Source organism: Ensifer sp. ENS11 (genome assembly GCF_014851895.1).
GTDB classification, from domain to species: Bacteria; Pseudomonadota; Alphaproteobacteria; order Rhizobiales; family Rhizobiaceae; genus Ensifer; species Ensifer canadensis.
In genome coordinates this window covers 73,817-95,665 of the sequence record NZ_JACVAN010000019.1, presented here as the reverse complement: position 1 = coordinate 95,665, position 21,849 = coordinate 73,817, and the positions used below count along the sequence as shown (strand labels likewise).

Below are 21,849 nucleotides of genomic sequence, written 5' to 3'. Positions count from 1 at the left end.
GGATATATTCTCCGACATAACGACCTTCCGGGCGATAACTAGCGGATTAGGCAAACTTGCGCGCCTTGCCAAGGCCATCGCCGCTCGAGCCGGCCCAAATCCGCCAAAGTGTCGCGCCAAACCCTTCGAAAACTTGACCACCAAGCGGTTTCATGATGAAGGTCACCCCAACTATCATGAGGGCGCTCCCTTGCCCCGCAGAACTTCCGGAACACCTAAAAGACATGTCTACCGAACGATATAATCCGCGTGATGCCGAGCCGCGTTGGCAGCAGGAATGGGAAAACGGCGAGGTCTTCAAGACCGAGAACGATGATCCGCGCGAAAAATATTACGTGCTCGAGATGTTCCCCTATCCGTCCGGGCGCATCCACATGGGCCACGTGCGCAACTACACGATGGGCGACGTCGTCGCCCGCTACAAGCGCGCCCGGGGCTTCAACGTGCTTCACCCCATGGGTTGGGATGCCTTCGGCATGCCGGCGGAAAACGCCGCCATGGAGCGCGGCGTGCATCCGGCCAGCTGGACCTATCAGAACATCGCCTCGATGAAGGCGCAGCTGAAGGTCATGGGACTGTCGCTTGACTGGAACCGCGAATTCGCGACCTGCGACCCTGAATACTACCAGCGCCAACAGCACCTGTTTATCGATTTTCTCGAGAAGGGCCTGGTTTACCGCAAGCAGTCCAAGGTCAACTGGGACCCGGTCGACAATACCGTTCTCGCCAACGAGCAGGTCATTGACGGCCGCGGTTGGCGTTCCGGCGCGCTCGTCGAGCAGCGCGAGCTGACGCAGTGGTTCTTCCGCATCACCGACTTCAGCCAGGAACTGCTGGACGCTCTGGACACGCTGGACCAGTGGCCGGAAAAAGTACGCCTGATGCAGAAGAACTGGATCGGCCGCTCCGAGGGCCTGTCCATTCGCTGGCAGATCGTCGAAGGCACCGCCGCCGCCGACACCACGGAACTGACCGTTTACACTACCCGTCCGGACACGCTGTTCGGCGCCTCCTTCCTGGCGATTTCCGCCGATCACCCGCTTGCCAGGCAGGCAGCGGCAAAGGATCCGGCAATCGAGGCCTTCTGCGAGGAGTGCCGGCGCGCCGGGACCTCACTTGCAGCGCTCGAGACCGCTGAAAAGAAGGGCATGGACACCGGCATCCGCGCCAGGCATCCACTCGACGAAAGCTGGGAGCTGCCGGTCTACGTCGCCAACTTCGTCCTCATGGACTACGGCACGGGCGCGATCTTCGGCTGCCCGTCCGGCGACCAGCGCGACCTCGACTTCGCCCGCAAGTATGGGCTTCCAGTCGTTCCGGTCGTCATGCCGAGGGATGCCGATGCCGAAAGCTTCGCGATCGGTGACGAGGCCTATATCGGCGACGGCGTGATGATCAATTCGCGTTTTCTCGACGGCCTGTCGACGGAAGACGCGTTCGAAACCGTGGCATCGAAGCTGGAAAAGTGCGTGTTGGCCGGCGCGCCGCGCGCCGAACGCAAGGTCAATTTCCGCCTGCGCGACTGGGGTATTTCCCGCCAGCGCTATTGGGGCTGCCCGATCCCGGTCATCCATTGCGATGACTGCGGCGTCATTCCCGTTCCCAAGGCCGACCTGCCCGTCATCCTGCCGCCGGACGTCACCTTCGACAAGCCGGGCAACCCGCTCGACCGCCATCCGACCTGGCGGCACGTGGCCTGCCCGCATTGCGGCAAGGACGCCCGTCGCGAGACCGACACGATGGACACCTTCGTCGATTCGTCCTGGTACTTCACGCGCTTCACGGCTCCTTGGGAGGACGACCCGACCGATCCGAAGACGGCCAACCACTGGCTGCCCGTCGACCAGTATATCGGCGGTATCGAACACGCGATCCTACATCTGCTCTATTCGCGCTTCTTCACCCGCGCGATGAAGGCGACCGGCCATGTTGCCCTGGACGAACCGTTCAAGGGCCTGTTCACCCAGGGCATGGTGGTGCACGAGACCTACAGCCGCGGCGAAGGCGCCCAGCGCGAATGGATCACGCCGGCGGAAATCCGCATCGACGAGGTCGACGGACAGCGCCGCGCCGTTCTGCTCGAGACCGGCGAAGACATCACCATCGGCTCGATCGAGAAGATGTCGAAGTCGAAGAAGAACGTCGTTGATCCTGACGATATCATCGCCTCCTACGGCGCCGATACCGCACGCTTCTTCGTTCTGTCCGACTCGCCGCCCGACCGTGACGTCATCTGGTCAGAGTCTGGCGTCGAAGGCGCCCATCGCTTCGTTCAGCGCGTCTGGCGCCTGATCGGCGAGGCGGCGGAAACACTTCGCACAGTCGAGGCGGCGCCAGCCCATGAAGGCAGCGGACTCGTTCTCTCACAGGCGGCCCACAGGACGCTGCGCGCGGTTGAAGCCGATTACGACAAGCTGGCCTTCAACAAGGCCGTGGCACGTATCTATGAGCTCGTGAACGTGATTGCGGCCCCCTTGACCCAGGTTGCTGCCGGCAAGGCCGATGCGGCGCTGGCAGCGGCTGCAAAGGAAGCAACATCGATCCTGGTCAACCTGATCGCCCCAATGATGCCGCACCTGGCCGAGGAATGCTGGCAGGCGATCGGCGGCAAGGGCCTGATCGCCGAAAGCGGCTGGCCGAAGTTTGATGCGGCGCTCGTCGTTGAGAATGAAGTCACGCTGCCGGTCCAGATCAACGGCAAGAAGCGCGCGGATTTGACAATCGCGCGCGATGCAGATCAGACTGCGATCGAGAATGCCGTTCTCGCTCTCGATGCCGTCAAGTCCGTTCTCAACGGCAGCAGCCCCAAGAAAATCATCGTCGTGCCTCAGAGGATCGTCAATGTCGTTGTCTGATAGAGCTGGCTCCAGCATCCGGTCGCTCCCGATGCTGGCTGGTGTTCTTATGTTGACCGCGCTCGCCGGCTGCCAGGTCAGGCCACTTTATTCCGATGCGGTCGGCACATCGGCAGCGCTTGCGTCGATCGAAATCTCCGATGCGGATGACCGTGTTGAGCAGGAGGTGCGCAACGCATTGATCTTCCTGGCCGCCGGCGGCCAGGGAGAACCGGCGAACCCGCAATATCATCTGGCGCTGAACGTCACGACCCGCGTCATGGGCACGCTCTTTGATCAGGCACGGGACCGGGCAGCCGCAGGGCGTATCGTCGTGAAAGCGGACTATAACCTGTCCAGGGCCGGCACGGGCGAAACCATCAAGTCAGGCAACCGCACGGCCGTCGCGCTTGTCGACTTTCCCGTCCAGGAGTTTGCCAAGGTCCGCGCCGTCCGCGATGGCGAGAACCGCGCTGCAAGGGAACTGGCAGAGCTGATCCGGGCCGATATCGCCGCGGCCCTCAGCCGATAGAGCATTTCCAGGAAAAGTGCGAAGCGGTTTTCCGGCAGGAATTGCGTTGAAACAAAGGGATAGAGCGTTTCTGGGAGTCAGTCTAAACTGGAAACGCTCTAGGCGGTGACGGAATGAGCGAAGTCAAGTCGCACGAATTCGACTCTTTCCTACAGAAGTCAGCGGCACTTTATCGCCTCTTTGTCCTCTACGGACCAGACCGCGGGCTGGTTTCGGAGCGGGCAGAGGCGATCGCGTCGCGCAGCGGCGTTGCGCTCGACGACCCATTTTCCATCACCAAGCTCGATGCCGGGGATCTGCAACAGAGCCCCGGCCGGTTGCTCGACGAGGTCAATTCGATCGGCCTCTTCGGTGGCGAAAGGCTCATCTGGGTCCGCGGAGCCGCCAACGAGAAGGCGTTGGTCGATGGTCTGCAGATTTTGGCCGGCGAACCGCCGACCGGTAGCTATGTTGTCGTCGAAGCGGGTGATCTCAAGAAGGGATCGGCGCTGCGCAAGGTGGCCGAGACGGCACGTTCGATCGCGACTATCGCCTGCTACAGCGACGACGCCCGCAGCCTGCAGGCGTTGATCGACAAGGAATTGGGCGAAGAAAAACTCGGCATTACTCCGGCGGCACGTGAACGGCTGATGGAAGCGCTTGGCGGCGACCGCCTGGCATCGCGCAACGAAGTACGCAAGCTTGCACTCTATTGCCGTGGCAAGAGCACCGTCGACGAATCGGATGTGACCGACATTGTCGGCGATGCCAGCGCCATTTCCGTTGATGATGCTGTCGATGCGGTCCTGAAGGGTGACCTTGACGGTCTATTGCATGCGATGCAGAAGATAACCACGTCAAAAACGCCCGCCTTCCTCGTTTTGCAGGGGTGCCTCAGGCAGTTTCAGCAGCTCGATCTGATGCGCGCCGAAATGGATGCCAGCCGCCAGCAGGCCGGCCAGGTTATCGCCACCATGGGCCGGCACCTGCATTTTCGTCGCAAGCCCATCATCGAAGCAGCCCTCAGACATTGGTCTTCGCCGGCGATCCGCCGCGAACTGACACGGCTTCAAAATACGATCTATCAGAGCCGCACGCGCCAGAGCCTCGAGGAGAGCATGGTGCTGCAGAACCTGTTGGCGATTGCCGTGCAGTCAGCCAGACGCTGAGAGCCCGCAAAAGCAGGCTCAAATCAGCCTATCGGGCAATTGGAAGCGCGCTTAAAGCCTTTCCAGGAAAGGTGCGAAGCGGTTTTCCGTCAGGAAATGCGTAAAAACAAAGAGATAGAGCGTTTCTGTAGTTCGGTTTAAATCGAAAACACTCTAGCGGCGCTCGAGCAGGCGGCAGATCTCTTCAAGCTGATCAAGCGTCTTGTAGGAAATCCTGAGGTGCCCGCCTGAAGCCTTGTGACTGACGGTGACTTCAAGCCCGAGGCTGTCGGACAGTGTCCGCTCCAGCGCCAACGTATCGGCGTCCTTCTCGTCACGACGTGCGGCCTTGGCGTAGTGGGGATCGTTCTGGGCGCGAATATCGTTCTGCGCCAGCCGCTCAGCGTCGCGAACGGAGAGACCCTTTGCGACGATGTTGCGGGCGAGCGTTGCCGGATCCGACGTCGGGATCAGCGCGCGCGCATGGCCTGCCGACAGGCTTCCTTCTGACAACATGTCCCGCACCGGCTCGGGCAGCTTCAAAAGCCGCAGGCTGTTGGCGACATGGCTGCGGCTCTTGCCGATGATCTCGCCGAGATCGTTCTGGGTGTAGCCGTGTTCGGCAATCAGCTGCTCGTAGCCAAGCGCTTCGTCGAGCGGGTTAAGGTCGGACCGCTGCACGTTCTCGACGATCGCGATTTCGAGCGCCGTGCGATCGTCAACGTCGCGGATGATAACCGGAATTTCGGTAAAGCCGGCGAGCTGCGCTGCACGCCAGCGGCGTTCCCCGGCGATGATCTCGTAACGGTCAGTGCCGATCGTGCGAGCGACGACCGGCTGGACGATGCCGTGCTGCCGAATGGAACTGGCGAGGTCCTGCAGTTCACCTTCGTCGAACTGTCGACGCGGGTTTCGCGGGTTGCGCGATACGAACTCGATCGGCACTTTCCGATCGGGGTTAACCGGAGCAGGGGAGGCGCCGGCCTGTATCGGCTGATCCATCTCGCCGATCAATGCAGCCAGTCCCCGGCCAAGCCTTCTCTTCGAGCTGTCGTCGTTCATAGTGTCACCCGATTTAAATTCCGGTACCGAAACAATTATGCGGCTTTGCGCTGCCGCTCGCGCTGGATTACTTCCGATGCGAGTTGAAGGTAGGCTTGGCTGCCTGCGCATTTCAGATCGTAAAGGATGGCCGGCTTACCATAGGACGGTGCTTCCGATACACGCACATTCCGCGGAATGAGCGTGTGGTAGACCTTATCCCCAAGATGGGTGCGGACATCGCTCACCACCTGCTGTGCCAGATTGTTGCGAGAATCGAACATCGTCAACACGATACCCTGGATGTCCAGGTTCGGGTTGACCGTTTGGCGCACTTGGTCAACCGTCTCCAGCAACTGGCTCAAACCCTCCAGCGCGAAGAATTCGCACTGAAGCGGCACCAGTACCGAATGTGCGGCAGCCATAGCGTTCATCGTCAGCAGATTGAACGATGGCGGGCAGTCGACGAGAACGTATGAATACTCCAATGCCTCGGGGCTCTCCAAGGCCTTGCGAAGACGAAAGGCGCGATCGACCTCCCTGGAGATTTCCATTTCGACGCCGAGCAGATCCATCGTCGAGGGCACGATAGCCAGATTCGGCACAACTGTCTGCTGGACGATCTCACCTACCGAGTGCGATCCAACCATCAATTCATAGGAGGAGAGATGGCGATCGCGGCGCTGAATGCCGAGGCCGGTGCTGGCATTGCCCTGCGGGTCCAGATCAACGATCAGAACCTTTTCGCCGATGGCGGCCAATGCCGTTGCCAGATTGATCGCCGTCGTCGTTTTGCCGACGCCCCCCTTCTGGTTCGCTATCGTGATGATCCGATTTTTTGCGCCAAACATGTTTCCGCTCGCCAATCACTGAGTTCTTCGCGAAAGATTTGCGATCTCGAGCACAACAGAATCTGGCTCAACGATGCTTGGGTGTTTTACCAGATCAAACGCATAGCGGCCAACGGCTTTGTCGATCTCACGCTGGTAATCCCGCCCTTTGTGGAAGTAGGCGACCGTTTTGCCACCTTCGGCCGTCAGCCAAGGCGATGAATAATCGAGCAGTAGGCTCAGATCCGCCAGCGCACGGGCGGAAATCGCATCGCATTTTGGTGCGACAGAGCTGGCATCTTCGATTCGAATCGGATGAACGGATCCGCGCGCACCGGTCTCCGTCAACGCAACGCGCAGGAAAGCGGCTTTCTTGTTGTTGCTCTCGATCAAATGTACCCAGCCGTCGGAAAATTCCTGGAGGTAGATGGCGGTAATCACTCCGGGAAATCCACCACCGCTACCGAGATCGACCCAGGTCTTCGGACCCGGCGCAAGTTGCGCCAATTGTAGACTATCGACGATATGCCGCCGCCACAGGTCGTCGAGCGTCGACGGAGCAATCAGATTGATGAACTTCGCCCATTTCTGAAACAGCGCTGCGAAGTGCTCTAGTCGTTCCTTCGTTTCACGTGAAACACGCAGTCCGTTCAAGCCAGCGAAGGGACTCGTTTTCATTGCGCACTTACCTTTTCTTCCCGTTCCGCGGAACGACTCATTCGTTTCAACCAAGCCAAGATCAACGAGGCCGCGGCCGGGGTCATCCCATCGACCTTCAGCGCCTGGGCCAGATTCCGCGGCGCCTGCAGCGTCAACTTCTGCTTCAGCTCATTCGATAGACCAGCTAATGCCGAAAAGTCAAAATCGCTTGGAATCGCTAAATCCTCTTCGCGGCGGATGCCAGCAATGTCCGATGCCTGGCGGTCCATATAGACGGCATAGGCAGCATCGATTTCGAGTGCCTCCACCACCGCGGACGGAATGTCTTTCAACTCGGGCCACAGGATCAGCAAGGCACCAACACTCTGGTCAGGATAGGATAGGATTTCGAACGCCGTTCGCCGCTGGCCATCCTGGTTCAGTTTGAGTCCATGACGGTTGCCTTCTGCCGGCGTCACCGACAATTGCTTGAGCAATGCCCGACCGCTGTCAAACTGCGCCTTCCATTCGACAAAGCGCGCCTGCCGCGCTTCAGACACGCAACCGATTTCGATTGCCTTCGGTGTCAGGCGCACGTCTGCATTGTCGGCACGCAGGGACAATCGGTATTCGGCGCGTGACGTGAACATGCGATAGGGTTCGGTAATACCCCGAGAGGTCAGGTCGTCGACCATCACGCCGATATAGGAATCGGTGCGGCTGAAGATGACGGCTTCGCGCCCCGTCGCTGCCTTGGCAGCATTCAAGCCGGCGACCAGGCCTTGTGCCCCGGCCTCTTCATAGCCCGTGGTGCCATTGATCTGGCCGGCGAGGAACAAGCCCGGCATCTTGCGCACCGCCAGCGTCGCATCAAGCTCACGCGGATCGACGTGATCGTATTCGATCGCGTAACCCGGCTGGAGGATCACGACACTCTCAAGGCCGGGGATTGTGCGAATAAACGCGGCTTGAACGTTTGCCGGCAAGGATGTCGAAATGCCGTTGGGATAGACGGTATCATCGTCCAGGCCTTCCGGTTCAAGGAAGATCTGGTGACCGTCCCGTTCGCCAAAGCGAACGATCTTATCCTCGATCGAGGGGCAGTAGCGCGGACCGACACCTTCGATCTGACCGGAATACATCGCCGACTTGCCGATATTGTCGGCAATGATCTTATGCGTGGCTTCGGTGGTTCGGGTCACACCGCAGTCGATCTGTCGGTTGACGATCCGATCGGTCATGAAGGAGAAGGGCACCGGATCTTCGTCAGGCCCCTGGCGTCCGACGCGATCCCAATCAATAGTCTTGCCGTCCAGGCGTGCTGGCGTCCCCGTCTTCAACCGTCCCAAACGAAGGCCGTAGCGCGCCAAGGTGGCGGAGAGGCCAAGCGACGGCTCTTCGCCAATACGACCCGCCGGTATCTTCTGGTCGCCGATATGGATCAGTCCCTTTAGAAAGGTCCCGGTCGTCAGCACCACCGCCGCCGCAGCAAAGGATCTGCCATCCTTCATCACCACGCCGGCAATCTTGCTGTCCTGTTCAAGAAGGTCGAAAGCATCACCTTCGATCACGGTCAGGTTTTCAATGGCGTCAATCTCTCGCTGCATGGCTTCGCGATAGAGTCGCCGGTCGGCTTGGGTACGTGGGCCACGAACAGCCGGCCCCTTGCGCCGATTGAGCAGGCGAAACTGAATTCCAGCCGCATCGGCGATGCGACCCATCAAGCCATCAAGCGCATCGATCTCACGCACGAGGTGGCCTTTGCCTAGACCCCCAATCGCCGGGTTGCACGACATCACGCCAATGGTCGACGCCTTATGGGTAATCAGAGCGGTGCGTGCACCGAGGCGCGCGGCCGCCGCCGCCGCCTCGCAGCCGGCATGACCTCCACCAATGACGATAACGTCAAAATGGACCATTTTTATCATCTCCGATCAAACGCGTTCCGGATTCGAATCGTTTCACGTGAAACACTTCGCATGACTCGCTAGCGTTGTATTGTTTTAGTCGAACATCATTTACCGATACAGAATTCGGAAAATATCACATCCAACAGGTTTTCAACATCCACACGCCCGGTGATGCGTCCGATTGCATCCCCTGCGACACGAAGCAGCTCAGCGCGTATATCCAGGCCGTCTTGGTTCAGGCGCAAACTTTCCGCAAGCGCAATGCTGGCTTGGCGCAAGGCGTCAACATGCCTGCGTCTGGAGGGGATAGAGAGGGCGGTAACCCCAGACAAATCAGGTAGATAGCCCGATATGACGTTCAAGAGCTGGTCCATCCCCGCACCCGTTGTGGTCGAAATCGAAACCTCGGCGCCCGGAATGGTATCGCTGCCGGCTCGGTCGATCTTGGTTGCGACCCGCAAGACCGGCACAGCCGTAAGAGCGAGGTCGTCAAGGGTGTTAAAACCTTCTGTGTTTTCGGAAAGAAGCAGCACAAGGTCGGCGTTTGCAATTACATCGCGAGCGCGGCGAATACCTTCACGCTCCACCGTCTCGTCGGTCTCGCGCAGCCCGGCAGTATCGAACAACTTGACGGAGAATCCGGCTAATGAAAGGTCGACGGAAAGCACATCGCGCGTCGTTCCGGCTATCTCTGTCACGATCGCGATATCACGTTTTGCCAAGGCATTGAGCAGGCTGGACTTGCCGGCGTTGGGTTCGCCGGCAATGACGATCTTCAGGCCATCCCGGATGATTTCGCCAATCGGCGCCTGGGCAATGTGCGCGTCGATCTCGCGACGCAGCAATTCCATATCTTTCCAGATCCGGTCACTGACCGAGCCCGGCACGTCCTCCTCATCGGCGAAATCGAGCTCCGCCTCGATCATCGCGCGCGCATGGGTCAGACGCTTGGCCCAATCGTCATAGACCTTAGACTGGCCGCCGGCGGAATGCTCCAGCGCCAGACGACGCTGCATCTCGGTCTCCGCAGCGATCAGATCCGACAAGCCCTCAATCTCGACAAGATCCATCTTGCCGTTATGGAAGGCTCGCCGTGAAAACTCGCCGGCCTCAGCGTGGCGCAGCCCCGCAAAGCCAGACAACTCATGCAGCAGCATTTGAACAACGGCACGGCTGCCATGCACGTGCAACTCGGCACAGTCTTCCCCTGTAAACGAGGCCGGGCCGCGGAAGTAGATGATCAGGCCGCTATCGATCATGAAACCGTTGCGAGAGCGAATCGATTTCAGTGACGCCAAACGCGGCTCAGGGACGGCACCACACAATGACTTCAGGACAGCGTTTGTTTCTGGTCCGCTTATCCTGATCACCGCTACGCCGGCTGGCAACGCCCCGCTGGAAAGCGCGTATATCGTATCCACCGATGGCATCGTGTCACCTGAGATCCAAAGAGAGTTCCTGCTCTACGCACGCCTGCGCCGGAAACAAGTTCCGGCGGGTGAGGCGGCCTCATATCGATAGCTGAATGAAACGCGTTAGTCGGCGTTCCCGGCGTTCACAGAGGTGTCGAGCGGTTGCGAGCTTATGCCGAATAGTCGGGAGAAGATCAAGCCTTAGCCGCGGGATCGCCCGAATGTGTTTCACGTGAATCACTGAACTGACAGAAGGCGACACCGGATGAGGGGATCCAAGATCATTGCGATAGCGAATCGAAAGGCTCGCCGAGGAAGCCGGTCCATCGTTGAATCCGGCTAATCAACGTGATCGCTGGAAATAAAGAGACCGGGCAAGATCACCTGCCCGGTCTCAATCACGATATCGGCGTTCGGCCGTATCAGGTGTTCATCGAGTCGAAGAAGTCGCCGTTGTTCTTTGTCTGCTTCAGCTTGTCGATGAGGAACTCGATCGCGTCGGTGGTACCCATCGGGGCCAGAATCCGGCGAAGAACGAAGATCTTCTGCAGATCCTGGCGTGGAACCAGCAGGTCTTCCTTACGCGTGCCGGACTTGAGAATGTCCATCGCCGGGAAGATGCGCTTGTCGGCGACCTTGCGGTCGAGCACGATTTCCGAGTTGCCGGTACCCTTGAACTCTTCGAAGATGACTTCGTCCATGCGGCTGCCGGTATCGATCAGCGCCGTGGCGATGATGGTCAGCGAACCACCTTCTTCGATGTTGCGGGCGGCACCAAAGAAGCGCTTCGGGCGCTGCAGGGCGTTGGCGTCGACACCACCGGTCAGAACCTTGCCGGATGAAGGAACAACGGTGTTATAGGCGCGACCGAGGCGGGTGATGGAATCGAGCAGGATCACGACGTCGCGGCCGTGCTCGACCAGGCGCTTTGCCTTTTCGATCACCATTTCGGCGACTTGCACGTGGCGCGTCGCCGGCTCGTCAAAGGTAGAGGAAACCACTTCGCCCTTCACGGAGCGCTGCATGTCGGTGACTTCTTCCGGCCGTTCGTCGATCAACAGAACGATCAGGTAACATTCCGGATGGTTTGCGGTGATCGAGTGGGCGATGTTCTGCAGGAGAACGGTCTTACCGGTGCGCGGCGGAGCGACGATCAGACCGCGCTGGCCCTTGCCGAGCGGCGCGACCAGGTCGATCACCCGAGCAGAAAGGTCCTTCGACGTCGGGATATCGAGTTCCATCTTGAAGCGCTCGTTTGGATAGAGCGGCGTCAGGTTGTCGAAGTGAACCTTGTGACGGATCTTTTCGGGATCGTCGAAATTGATGGTGTTGACTTTCAGCAGCGCGAAGTAGCGTTCGCCTTCCTTCGGTCCGCGGATCGGTCCCTCGACCGTGTCGCCGGTCTTCAGCGAGAAGCGGCGGATCTGGGAGGGGGAGATGTAGATATCGTCCGGGCCGGGAAGGTAGTTGGCATTGGCAGAGCGCAGAAAGCCGAATCCGTCCTGCAGAACCTCGACGACGCCTTCACCGATGATTTCGATATCCTGGGAGGCGAGCATCTTGAGGATTGCGAACATCAGCTCCTGCTTGCGCATGGTGCTCGCATTTTCCACCTCGAGCTCTTCGGCAAAGGCCAGAAGATCGGTCGGCGTCTTGTTCTTAAGTTCTTGTAGCTTCATTTCAGCCATGAAGGATCCATGTTTCGTCTGGGAATGGAAAGACGGCGTGTTTTCTGAAGGGAGCTGCGGCAGGAGGGGCAGGCTCTGGTCTTTGTCACAAGCCATGAAGAGGAGATGGGAGAAAATAGCGATTCACGTGAAACGCCGCAAGGGGCTGACGAAAATTAGCGAGAACTATTACAATTAGCAATCGTTAAAATTCAAAACGGCTTCACCACGACCATGATGACGATCAGGATCATCAGCAGCGTCGGGGCTTCGTTCATCAACCGCCAGTAGCGTGCCGTGCGGCGATTTTCGTCCCGCTGGAACGCCCGAACCGCCCGGCTGAAGCGCATGTGCACGACGGTCAGCATCACCACGAATAGCAGCTTGGCGTGAAGCCAGCCGCCCTGGAAGTCGTAGACGCTCCAGGCGAGGTAAAGCCCGAGCACCCAGGAGATCATCATCGCCGGGTTCATGATGACCGTCAGCAACCGCTGTTCCATCATTTTGAAGGTTTCGGACTGTTCGGAACCGGGTGCTGCGTCGGTGTGGTAGATGAACAGGCGCGGCATGTAGAGCAGCGCTGCCATCCACGACATCACCGCAATCACGTGTAGCGCCTTGATCCAGAGATAGAGGCTGTCGGGCTGCCAGACGAAAAGCCCGATGAGCGACGCGGCAAAACCGCCAAGCGCAATCATTGCTCTGACCCGCGCCCTGTTGCCTGGACCGCGATCCCTCTGGCGTTCATCCATCAGCGTGCTCCGCGAACGCGCGACACCAGCGCCGAGACGTTCTCCGGATCGGCCTGCGGCGTAATCCCGTGACCGAGGTTGAAAATGAGCGGTCCGTTGCCGAGCGCATCGAGAATACGATCTATGCCCTGCTCGAGGGCGGCACCGCCGGAAACGACCCGCATCGGATCAAGGTTACCCTGCACCGGTCCGTCCTTCTGCAAATCGACAGCAAAGGACAGTGGGACGGTCCAATCGAGCCCGATGGCATCGGCACCCGTCTTCTGGCGATAATGCTTCAGGAGAAGCCCTGCGCCCTTGGCAAAGGCAATGATCTTGGCCTGCGGACGTCGCGTCCGCACCGAAGCGATGATTCGCGCGACCGGCTTGACGGCAAATCGTTCGAATTCCTCTTCGCCCAGAACGCCAGCCCAGGAGTCGAAAATCTGTACCGCATCGGCGCCGGCATCGATCTGCTCGACCAGATAGTCCGCCGACACATCGGCCAGGAACGTCAAAAGCCGTTCGAAGGCTTCCGGGTTCTGGTAAGCGAACAGCCGGGCAGGGGCCTGATCCGGTGTTCCCTGACCAGCGATCATGTAGGTCGCAACGGTCCAGGGCGCACCGCAAAATCCGAGCAGCGTCGTCTCCGCCGGAAGTTCCCCACGCAAACGCGATACCGTTTCGAAGACCGGTTTCAGGTGATTGGAGATACCGTCAGCCTTCAGAGCATCGATGCCATCAACGTCGATCGGATCCATTCTCGGACCATGGCCTTCCTCAAAGCGAACGTTGCGCTTCAGCGCGTCCGGGATGACGAGGATGTCGGAAAAAAGAATGGCTGCGTCAAAAGCATAACGACGGATCGGTTGAAGCGTCACTTCGACAGCGAGATCAGGCGTGTAACAGAGATCGAGGAAACTTCCGGCGACGGCACGCGTTGCTCGATATTCGGGAAGGTACCGGCCGGCCTGGCGCATGAGCCAGACGGGAGGAGGACTGACCGTCTTCCCCTCCAAAACCTCCAGAACTTTCCTTCGTGTCTCGGCCACGGATGGTCTCTCCTAATATATAAACAAAGATATTTAGACTCTTTCTATTTCTTAGAGTCGGTGGGTATCAAGGATTAAAAGATGGCCACAGTTCATCCACGGCCACCCGATCGGATTAATCCGAGTGGGAAGCAGAGCAGCGGTCATGAATGCATTTCGTGGATAAGTGCAAAAATCCGATTTGAATCAGAGGATTGCCGTCTTTGAGAGAAAGCGATTTGCTGTGGACAATGAGTCGAAACGCGTGACACTTTGTCATTGCTGTGAGTCTTGTCCACATCCCCCGCGAAGCTTTCTTCGGCGTCGCACCAATTGTGAATAAGTCGGCAGTTTTCCCCTTGCCTCGGCCGTCGCGGCGCCGGTAGCCTCTTTTATCCCGGTTTATCAACAGCACCCGGAGAATTGCGTGGAGAACAAGAAAAACTACTTCCACCTGCATCTGATCTCCGATTCGACGGGGGAGACCTTGATCGCTGCGGGGCGGGCGGCAGCGGCGCAATTCCAGGCGTCGCATGCGCTCGAGCATGTCTATCCGCTGATCAGGAATCGCCGGCAGTTGCTGCAGGTTCTCGATGCGATCGATGGCGCCCCCGGCATCGTGCTTTATACGATCGTCGATCGCGAGCTGGCTGATATCATTGATCAGCGCTGTCGCGAGATGGGCGTGCCGTGCGTCTCCGTGCTCGATCCGATCATCGAACTGTTTCAGTCCTATCTCGGCTCGCCGTCGCGACGCCGTTCCGGCGCGCAGCACGTGATGGATGCCGATTACTTCGCGCGGATCGATGCGTTGAATTTCACCATGGACCATGATGATGGTCAGCTGCCGGCCGATTTCGATGATGCCGATGTGGTGTTAATCGGCATCAGCCGAACATCGAAGACGCCGACATCCATCTACCTCGCCAACCGCGGCATAAAGACGGCCAATATTCCGATCGTCCCGGGCGTGCCGCTTCCCGATCGGCTGATGGCGGCAACCAAGCCACTGGTCGTCGGCCTGATTGCGACCGCCGACCGCATTTCCCAAGTTCGTCAGCATCGGGTGCTTGGCACCACGCAAGGCTTTCACGGCGATCAATATACCGATAGGGCAGCGATCGCCGAGGAGCTGAAATATGCCCGCGCGCTTTGCGCGCGCAACAACTGGCCGCTCATCGACGTCACCCGCCGCTCGATCGAGGAAACCGCCGCCGCAATTGTTGCCCTGCGTCCGCGGCTGCGATAGAGCGAATCCGAACAATTCGGGAACTTCGATGATGACACCTTCACTCGTTCTGGCTTCAGCAAGCCCGTTCCGTCGCGCGCTTCTGGAAAATGCCGGCTTGGTGTTTACCGCACGCGCCGCCGAGATCGACGAGCGGGCGCTTGAAAAACCACTTGAGGAAGAAGGTGCAGTTCCTGAAGATGTCGCGATGAGGCTGGCCGAAGCCAAGGCGAGGGATGTCGCCCGGCATTTTCCCGAGGCATTGGTGATCGGTTCCGACCAGACCATGTCGCTCGGCCAGCGTGTCTATCACAAACCGAAGGACATGGTCGAAGCCGGACAGCATCTGTTGTCGCTCTCCGGCAAGACCCATCGCCTGAACAGCGCGATTGTCCTCTTGCGCGGCGATGAGATCCTTTGGCGCCATGTCTCGTCCGCAAATATGTCAGTGCGCACACTGACGCCGGAATTCGTCGATCGCCATCTGCAGCGTGTCGGCAGCAAGGCCCTGTCCAGTGTCGGCGCCTACCAGCTGGAGGGTGAGGGCATCCAGCTGTTCGACAAGATCGATGGTGACTATTTCACCATCCTCGGTCTTCCGATGCTGCCGCTGCTCGCAAAACTTCGGGAATTGGGAACGATCGATGCGTGATTCACGTGAAACATTTGTTAACCACGCCTTCGTCACCGGTTATCCGATCAAGCATTCCAGGTCGCCATTGATCCACGGCTATTGGCTGAAACAGCTCGGGATAGACGGCAGCTACCGCGCGCACGAGGTGAAGCCGGCCGATTTCTCGGCCTTCATCGCAGAGCTGAAGCAAGGCACATCAGGTTTTTGCGGCGGCAACGTCACCATCCCGCACAAGGAAGTCGCCCATCGGTTGGCAGATCGCCCTGACGATCTCTGTCTGGAACTCGGCGCCGCCAATACGCTTTGGCTCGAGGCCGGCGAAGTCCATGCCACCAACACCGATGGCCAAGGGTTCGTTGCCAATCTTGACGAACGGGCGGCCGGCTGGGACCAATGTTCGACCGCGGTTGTGCTCGGTGCCGGTGGCGCCAGCCGCGCCGTCATCCAGGCCGTGCGCGACCGGGGCATTAGCACCATCCATGTCGTCAATCGCACGGTGGCGAGGGCTCAGGAGTTGTCCGACCGTTTCGGGTCGGCCGTGCATGCGCATCCGATGGAGGCATTGAACGAGGTGATGACCGGCGCTGGCCTCTTCATCAACACCACGTCTCTCGGCATGGATGGACAGGATGCACCGCAGATCGATTTCACCGTCATGGCCAGGGGTGCGGTGGTCACCGATATCGTCTATGTCCCGTTGAAGACGCCTTTGCTTCGCCAGGCGGAGGAGCAGGGCTACGCCATCGTCGATGGACTTGGCATGCTGCTGCACCAGGCTGCGCCTGGTTTCGAGCTCTGGTTCGGCCGCCGGCCCGTGGTCGACGCTAACCTCCGGCAACTCGTCATCGATGATATGGGGACGCACGCATGATGATTGTCGGATTGACCGGATCGATGGCAATGGGCAAGTCGACAACGGCGCAGATGTTCCGCGAGTTCGGGGTGCCGGTCAACGACGCCGATGAAGTGGTGCACGCGCTTTATCGCGGCGAAGCCGTCGCACTGGTCGAAGCCGCCTTTCCGGGAACAGTCAGGGACGGGGCGATCGATCGCGCCGAACTGTCCCGCCAGTTGTTGGCAACACCGGAAAGGCTACGCGAACTCGAAAACATCGTGCATCCGCTCGTTCGCCAGAAAGAACGCGAGTTCCTCGACAGGAATGCTGCGGCTGAGGTGCCCTTCGTCGTGCTCGATATTCCGTTGTTGTTCGAGACGGGCGCCGAGGCGCGGGTCGATAAAGTGGTCGTGGTTAGCTGCGCGCCCGAGATTCAAAGAGAGCGAGCGATGAAACGCCCCGGCATGACTGAAGAGAAATTTGCTATGATCCTGGCGCGTCAGGTGCCGGACAGTCAGAAGCGTGAACGCGCCGACTATATCATCGATACCAGCGACAGCTTCGACAACACACGCCAACAGGTGAGGGCGATCGTCGATGACCTCACCACGAATGGAGCGCCCGATGCGTGAGATCATTTTCGATACGGAAACGACCGGCCTCGACAATCGCGAGGACAGGGTGATCGAAATCGGTGGCGTCGAGTTGGAAAACCAGTTTCCGACCGGCCGTACGCTGCATATCTTCGTCAATCCCGGCAATCGCAAGGTTCATCCGGATGCGCTTGCCATTCACGGCATCACCGATGATTTCCTGAAGGACAAGCCGCCTTTTGCCGATGTTGCCCAGCAGATCCTCGACTTCTTCGGCGATGCCCGCTGGGTGGCGCACAATGCCACCTTCGACATGGGCTTCATTAATGCCGAATTCGGTCGCATCGGGTTGCCGGTCATTGCCGGCGAACGGGTGACGGATACGCTAGCGCTTGCTCGCCGGAAGCACCCGATGGGCCCGAACTCGCTCGATGCGCTTTGCCGTCGTTACGGCATCGACAATTCTCATCGCGCCAAGCACGGCGCCCTTCTCGACTCCGAGCTTCTTGCAGAAGTCTATATCGAGATGCTCGGCGGTCGTCAGGCCGCCTTGGGTCTGGTGTCGAGCAACAAGGTCGCGGGACAAACCGTCGCACACGACGATGCGCCGATCGTCATTGCGCAGCGCCCAAGGCCTTTGCCGAACCGATTGTCCGAAGCGGATGAGGAGGCTCATGCCGCGCTGGTTGCGAAGCTGGGGCCCAAGGCAATCTGGGCCAAATACGATCTGCAGGAATGAAAAAAGCCCGGCTCGACCGGGCTTTTTACTAATAATTGCGATCCAGACCGAACAAGATCAGTTGGCGGTCTCGTTGGTGTTCGACACCTGAGAACGGACCTTTTCTTCGGCCATGCGCTGGGCGAACATCTGAGCGAAATCGATCGGGTCGATCATCAGCGGCGGGAAGCCGCCGTTGCGGGTCGCGTCGGCAACGATCTGGCGCGCGAACGGGAACAGCAGGCGCGGGCATTCGATGAACAGCAGCGGCAGCATGTGTTCCTGCGGGAAGCCGGCAACACGGAAAACGCCGCCGTAGGAAAGTTCGACGTTGAACAGAACGCGCTCACCGTCCTTGGCTTCCGCGTTCAGCGAGAGAACGACATCGAAATCGTTCTCGGCAAGCGGATTGGCGTTGACGTTGACGTTGATGTTGATCGACGGCGCATTGTCACGGGCCTGCAGCGAACGCGGTGCGCCCGGGTTCTCGAACGAGAGATCCTTGACATACTGGGCGAGGATGTTGAGCGACGGGCTCTGCTGCGCGCTGCCGTTGCCGTTGGATGCGGTATCAGTCGTCATAAGGGTTTCCTCGACTTCAATTCGGTGAGGCCATCTAGCATTTCGTCATAGGGCTTACAACCCTGCGCCACAGGCCTTTGCTATTGCCGCCGGCGCTCTTCGGACGGGTTTGGTTCGTCATCATCGGTCCTTGAGAACTCGCCTTCGCCAAGGTCGATGACGCGCGGTTGGGCGCGCTCTTCCGGTGAATGGCTCGGTCCGCGCCAGGACTGGCTCGAGGCAGCGGTTACAATCGTCATTTTTGACCTCAGATAGCCGGCCACGGCCTGCCGGACAGGCGGCACAAATAAAAACAGACCGAAGATGTCGCTGATGAAGCCGGGCACGATCAACAACAGGGCTGCGACGAACATCAAGGCACCGCCGAGGACCTCGCGGCCGGGATCGCTGCCAGTGCGCGTTGCTTCCTGCATGCGCCTGATCATGGCGAAACCCTGGAAGCGAAGGAGGACGACCCCGGCGATTGCGCTCGACAGAACGAGCAGCAGCGTCATCGCCAGGCCGATTTCGCGGCCGACGATGACGAAGCCGGCAATCTCGGCAAGGGGCAGTCCAAGAACGACCAGGGGAATTAACATTGAGCGCATTAGCGGTGCCTGAAAGGGTCTTCGCATCGTCACCTCCGATCTAAGGGTGCGACAACGCTGTTTGAATGATCTATCCTTGCGGACTATATGGAATAGCTACGAGAAATTCTAACAGCGGTTTCAGGTGGAAATGGGCTCTTTCGACTTCATCACGTTTTTTTTCTTGATCGCCGCAGTGGTCATTTTCCTGCAGTTGCGCAGCGTTCTCGGTCGCCGGACCGGCAGCGAGCGGCCACCGTTTGATCCCTATTCTCCGAGAGACATGAGTCAGGGGCCTGAAAAGGCCGACAATGGCAAGGTCGTCCAGCTGCCGCGCCGCGACAATGTCGAGGACGATTCGGCCCGCTATGCCGCGATTGACGCCTTTGCCAAGGCGGGGACGCCGCTCAACGATCAGCTCCGTTCGTTGACCGACGCCGACACCGGCTTCGACCCGAAGGAGTTCGTCAACGGGGCGAAGATGGCCTACGAGATGATCGTTATGGCTTTTGCCGACGGCGACCGAAAGACGCTGAAGAACCTGTTGTCGCGCGAGGTCTATGAAGGCTTCGACGCCGCGATTGCCGAGCGCGAGCGCAAGGGCGAGGTGGTGAAATCTACCTTCGTCGGCATCGAGAAGGCCGACATCATCCACGCCGAGGTCAAGGACAGCGAAGAAAACATCACGGTCCGGATCGTCAGCCAGTTGATCTCGGCGACCTACGACAAGCAGGGCGCCATCATCGATGGAGACGCGGAGTCGGTGGCCGAAGTCAACGATCTCTGGACTTTCTCGCGCGACATTCGTTCACGTGATCCGAATTGGAAGCTGATCGCTACCGAATCCGAAAACTGATCGGAAGGGGCGACCATGACGCTTCGACTTGAGCCTGTCACCTTCTCCGATCTACCGGGGTGGCAGGACGACGATCCAACGGCGGTGATCGACGCGCTGCGCCGCTGTCACCACCATGTCTCGACGGCAAAGCCTTACCGCACCGGTTCGCTGGGCATTTCTGTCGATGATTTGGTGCCCGCGTTTTCGGCTGCAAGCGCAGATGTTGCCGACGCGGCTGCAGCCCGCGCATTCTTCGAGCAACAGTTCGTCGCCTTCAGGATCAGGCCGGAAAACGCCAAGACCGGTTTCGTGACGGCGTTCTACGAGCCCGAGATCGACGTGCGAGCGACACCCGACGAAGTCTTCCGCTATCCGATCTATCGGCGCCCAATCGATCTCGTCGACGTCGACGACACCAACCGGCCGGCCGATATGGATCCCTATTTCGCCTTCGGCCGGCTGCATGACGGCGTGGTTGGCGAATATCCCGACCGTCGCGCGATCGATGAGGGCTTTCTGGCGGGGCGCGGTCTGGAGATTGCCTATGCCAGATCCAAGGTCGATGTGTTCTTCGTCCACGTCCAGGGTGCTGCCCGGCTCGTCTATCCCGACGGTTCGCGCCGGCGCATCACCTATGCCGCCAAGACCGGTCATTATTTTTCCCCGATCGGAAAGCTGCTGATCGATCGCGGCGAGATCGATGCCGCCACCGTGTCGATGATGAGCATCCGGGGTTGGCTCGCCGCCAATCCGGATAAGATCGACGAGGTACTTTGGCACAATCGTTCCTTCATCTTTTTCCGCGAGGCGGACGTCGAAGACGAGCGGCTGGGGCCGGTCGCTGCCGCCAAGGTTTCGCTGGAGCCGGGACGATCGCTTGCCGTCGATCGGCTGATCCATACCTTCGGCGTGCCGTTTTTCATCTCAAGCGACAGCCTGACGCGTCTCGATGCCGGGCGGCCGTTTCGGCGGCTGATGCTGGCGCTTGACACCGGATCGGCGATCGTCGGCCCGGCCCGCGGCGACATCTTCACCGGATCCGGTGACAGGGCGGGCGAGCTTGCGGGTGCGGTTCGCAACGAAGCCGATTTCTACATCTTCATCCCTCGTGCGGCCGCGGCAAGATACGGCAATGGCTAGGGGCAAGAAGCTTTCGGCCGAAGAGCGGATCCTCTGGGGAAAGGTGGCACGCACGACCAGGCCCATGCCTGGCCGTCTCGACGATCTCCGGGAATTCCTCGGCGAGGATGTTCCGGCCGAGCCCAAGGACGAGCCGCAGAAGACGCAGGCCACGGCCTCGCCGAGTGGTGCCGACGACCAGCAGGGAATTGCCCTCAGCAAGACCGCGAACGGCAGACACCACTATCCGCTTGAAAAGCCGGTCAAGCGCAAGCTGTCGAAGGGGCACCTCGCGCTTGAAGCGCGGATCGATCTCCACGGCATGATCCAGAGCGAGGCCCATGGCTTCCTCCTGCATTTTCTTTTGAGAGCGCATGAGCGCGGGCTGCGCCACGTTCTTGTCATCACCGGCAAGGGAACGTCGATCGGCAGCGACGGCGCCTTGAAGCGTGCCGTGCCGCTCTGGTTCTCGCTGCCGGAGTTCCGGCCATTGATCTCGAGCTACGAGCCCGCGGCCCGCAATCATGGCGGCGATGGTGCGCTGTATGTCCGCCTGGCGCGCAGCAAGGGAAGCACGACGTGACCCCCTTTGGCGTGGCGGTGCGCGCGTTGCGGCGCAAGAAGGGGGTGTCGCAGAAGCAGATGGCCGCGGCGATCGGCGTCTCTGCCGCCTATCTCTCAGCGCTCGAACATGGAAAGCGCGGCGCGCCGAGCTTCGATTTTCTGCAAAGGGTCGCCGGCTATTTCAATGTCATCTGGGACGATGCCGAGGAATTGTTCCAGATCGCCCAGGTCTCCGCGCCGAAAGTGGTGCTGGATACGTCCGGGCTGGCGCCGGAATACACGGCCTTCGCCAACCGCTTGAGAGGGCAAATCCGCTATTTGTCCATCGACACGATCCGCGCCCTGGAAGATGTTTTGGAAAAAGCCACATTTCCTGCTAATGACAGGGGATGAACAGCTGTTTTCCGGCCGCTGCGCG

Annotated in this window: 21 protein-coding genes and 2 pseudogenes; 13 read left to right on the top strand and 10 right to left on the bottom strand. The window is 59.6% G+C overall.

The window, feature by feature from the left end:
- Positions 1–224: 224 nt before the first annotated feature.
- The 3 genes from leuS (at position 225) to holA (ending at position 4,514) form a co-directional block, all read left to right on the top strand.
- Positions 225–2,855 carry a leucine--tRNA ligase gene (gene leuS / locus IB264_RS26905; protein ID WP_025425292.1) on the top strand — a complete coding sequence of 877 codons (2,631 nt, stop codon included), beginning with the start codon at positions 225–227 and terminating at the stop codon, positions 2,853–2,855.
- Positions 2,842–3,366 (top strand): LPS assembly lipoprotein LptE, encoded by a 525-nt coding sequence (lptE, locus tag IB264_RS26900; protein WP_025425293.1) that lies wholly within the window; start codon positions 2,842–2,844, stop codon positions 3,364–3,366. The genes leuS and lptE overlap by 14 nt, the downstream gene beginning before the upstream one ends.
- Positions 3,367–3,479: 113 nt before the next feature.
- Positions 3,480–4,514: a DNA polymerase III subunit delta gene (holA, locus tag IB264_RS26895; protein WP_025425294.1), complete on the top strand. Its 1,035-nt coding sequence runs from the start codon at positions 3,480–3,482 to the stop codon at positions 4,512–4,514.
- Positions 4,515–4,667: 153 nt separating this feature from the next.
- On the opposite strand, the gene IB264_RS26890 is transcribed toward holA, so the two are convergent.
- From IB264_RS26890 to hemE, 8 genes are all read right to left on the bottom strand, one after another.
- On the bottom strand, positions 4,668–5,555 hold the full coding sequence (locus tag IB264_RS26890; RefSeq protein WP_025425295.1) for a ParB/RepB/Spo0J family partition protein: 888 nt from the start codon (positions 5,553–5,555) through the stop codon (positions 4,668–4,670).
- A 35-nt stretch (positions 5,556–5,590) separates the two neighbouring features.
- Entirely contained in the window at positions 5,591–6,385 is a 795-nt protein-coding gene (locus IB264_RS26885) for a ParA family protein (RefSeq protein WP_192434415.1), read from the bottom strand.
- A 15-nt stretch (positions 6,386–6,400) separates the two neighbouring features.
- Positions 6,401–7,042 carry a 16S rRNA (guanine(527)-N(7))-methyltransferase RsmG gene (gene rsmG / locus IB264_RS26880; RefSeq protein WP_025425297.1) on the bottom strand — a complete coding sequence of 214 codons (642 nt, stop codon included), beginning with the start codon at positions 7,040–7,042 and terminating at the stop codon, positions 6,401–6,403.
- A complete protein-coding gene (mnmG, locus tag IB264_RS26875; protein ID WP_025425298.1) occupies positions 7,039–8,922 on the bottom strand; it encodes a tRNA uridine-5-carboxymethylaminomethyl(34) synthesis enzyme MnmG in 1,884 nt (627 codons plus the stop codon). The genes rsmG and mnmG overlap by 4 nt, the downstream gene beginning before the upstream one ends.
- A 95-nt stretch (positions 8,923–9,017) precedes the next feature.
- Entirely contained in the window at positions 9,018–10,343 is a 1,326-nt protein-coding gene (gene mnmE / locus IB264_RS26870) for a tRNA uridine-5-carboxymethylaminomethyl(34) synthesis GTPase MnmE (RefSeq protein WP_025425299.1), read from the bottom strand.
- 404 nt (positions 10,344–10,747) lie between these two features.
- Positions 10,748–12,013, bottom strand: coding sequence for a transcription termination factor Rho (gene rho, locus IB264_RS26865; RefSeq protein WP_025425300.1), 1,266 nt, complete (start codon positions 12,011–12,013; stop codon positions 10,748–10,750).
- A gap of 191 nt (positions 12,014–12,204) precedes the next feature.
- Entirely contained in the window at positions 12,205–12,744 is a 540-nt protein-coding gene (gene hemJ / locus IB264_RS26860; RefSeq protein WP_025425301.1) for a protoporphyrinogen oxidase HemJ, read from the bottom strand.
- Entirely contained in the window at positions 12,744–13,775 is a 1,032-nt protein-coding gene (gene hemE, locus IB264_RS26855; RefSeq protein WP_025425302.1) for a uroporphyrinogen decarboxylase, read from the bottom strand. The genes hemJ and hemE overlap by 1 nt, the downstream gene beginning before the upstream one ends.
- A 406-nt stretch (positions 13,776–14,181) precedes the next feature.
- Between hemE and IB264_RS26850 the strand changes: the two genes are divergently transcribed.
- From IB264_RS26850 to dnaQ, 5 genes are read left to right on the top strand one after another with little or no spacing between them, the layout of a single operon-like run.
- Complete coding sequence (locus IB264_RS26850; protein WP_025425303.1) at positions 14,182–15,003, top strand: pyruvate, water dikinase regulatory protein; 822 nt, start codon at positions 14,182–14,184, stop codon at positions 15,001–15,003.
- A gap of 31 nt (positions 15,004–15,034) precedes the next feature.
- Entirely contained in the window at positions 15,035–15,634 is a 600-nt protein-coding gene (locus IB264_RS26845) for a Maf-like protein (RefSeq protein WP_025425304.1), read from the top strand.
- The gene (locus tag IB264_RS26840; protein WP_025425305.1) at positions 15,627–16,487 is read left to right on the top strand and encodes a shikimate dehydrogenase; all 861 of its coding nucleotides are present in this window, start codon (positions 15,627–15,629) and stop codon (positions 16,485–16,487) included. The genes IB264_RS26845 and IB264_RS26840 overlap by 8 nt, the downstream gene beginning before the upstream one ends.
- Entirely contained in the window at positions 16,484–17,083 is a 600-nt protein-coding gene (coaE, locus tag IB264_RS26835) for a dephospho-CoA kinase (RefSeq protein ID WP_025425306.1), read from the top strand. Before IB264_RS26840 ends, coaE begins: the two co-directional genes overlap by 4 nt.
- Positions 17,076–17,783, top strand: a complete 708-nt coding sequence (gene dnaQ / locus IB264_RS26830) for a DNA polymerase III subunit epsilon (RefSeq protein WP_025425307.1) — start codon at positions 17,076–17,078, stop codon at positions 17,781–17,783. Before coaE ends, dnaQ begins: the two co-directional genes overlap by 8 nt.
- 57 nt (positions 17,784–17,840) lie before the next feature.
- Here dnaQ and secB read toward each other — a convergent pair whose 3' ends face one another.
- Complete coding sequence (secB, locus tag IB264_RS26825) at positions 17,841–18,344, bottom strand: protein-export chaperone SecB (protein ID WP_025425308.1); 504 nt, start codon at positions 18,342–18,344, stop codon at positions 17,841–17,843.
- 80 nt (positions 18,345–18,424) lie between these two features.
- Complete coding sequence (locus IB264_RS26820) at positions 18,425–18,931, bottom strand: FxsA family protein (RefSeq protein WP_025425309.1); 507 nt, start codon at positions 18,929–18,931, stop codon at positions 18,425–18,427.
- 130 nt (positions 18,932–19,061) lie between these two features.
- Between IB264_RS26820 and IB264_RS26815 the strand changes: the two genes are divergently transcribed.
- From IB264_RS26815 to IB264_RS26800, 5 genes and pseudogenes are all read left to right on the top strand, one after another.
- Positions 19,062–19,766 (top strand): Tim44/TimA family putative adaptor protein, encoded by a 705-nt coding sequence (locus tag IB264_RS26815; RefSeq protein WP_025425310.1) that lies wholly within the window; start codon positions 19,062–19,064, stop codon positions 19,764–19,766.
- Positions 19,767–19,781: 15 nt separating this feature from the next.
- Entirely contained in the window at positions 19,782–20,888 is a 1,107-nt protein-coding gene (locus tag IB264_RS26810; RefSeq protein WP_025425311.1) for a murein transglycosylase A, read from the top strand.
- Positions 20,881–20,992, top strand: a pseudogene (locus IB264_RS35645) (DNA mismatch repair protein MutS); the annotation flags it as partial. The gene IB264_RS26810 and the pseudogene IB264_RS35645, both read left to right, overlap by 8 nt.
- A gap of 110 nt (positions 20,993–21,102) precedes the next feature.
- A pseudogene (locus IB264_RS35640) lies at positions 21,103–21,450 on the top strand (Smr/MutS family protein); the annotation flags it as partial.
- Positions 21,447–21,824 (top strand): helix-turn-helix domain-containing protein, encoded by a 378-nt coding sequence (locus IB264_RS26800; protein ID WP_025425313.1) that lies wholly within the window; start codon positions 21,447–21,449, stop codon positions 21,822–21,824. The pseudogene IB264_RS35640 and the gene IB264_RS26800, both read left to right, overlap by 4 nt.
- The last annotated feature ends 25 nt before the right edge of the window (positions 21,825–21,849 follow it).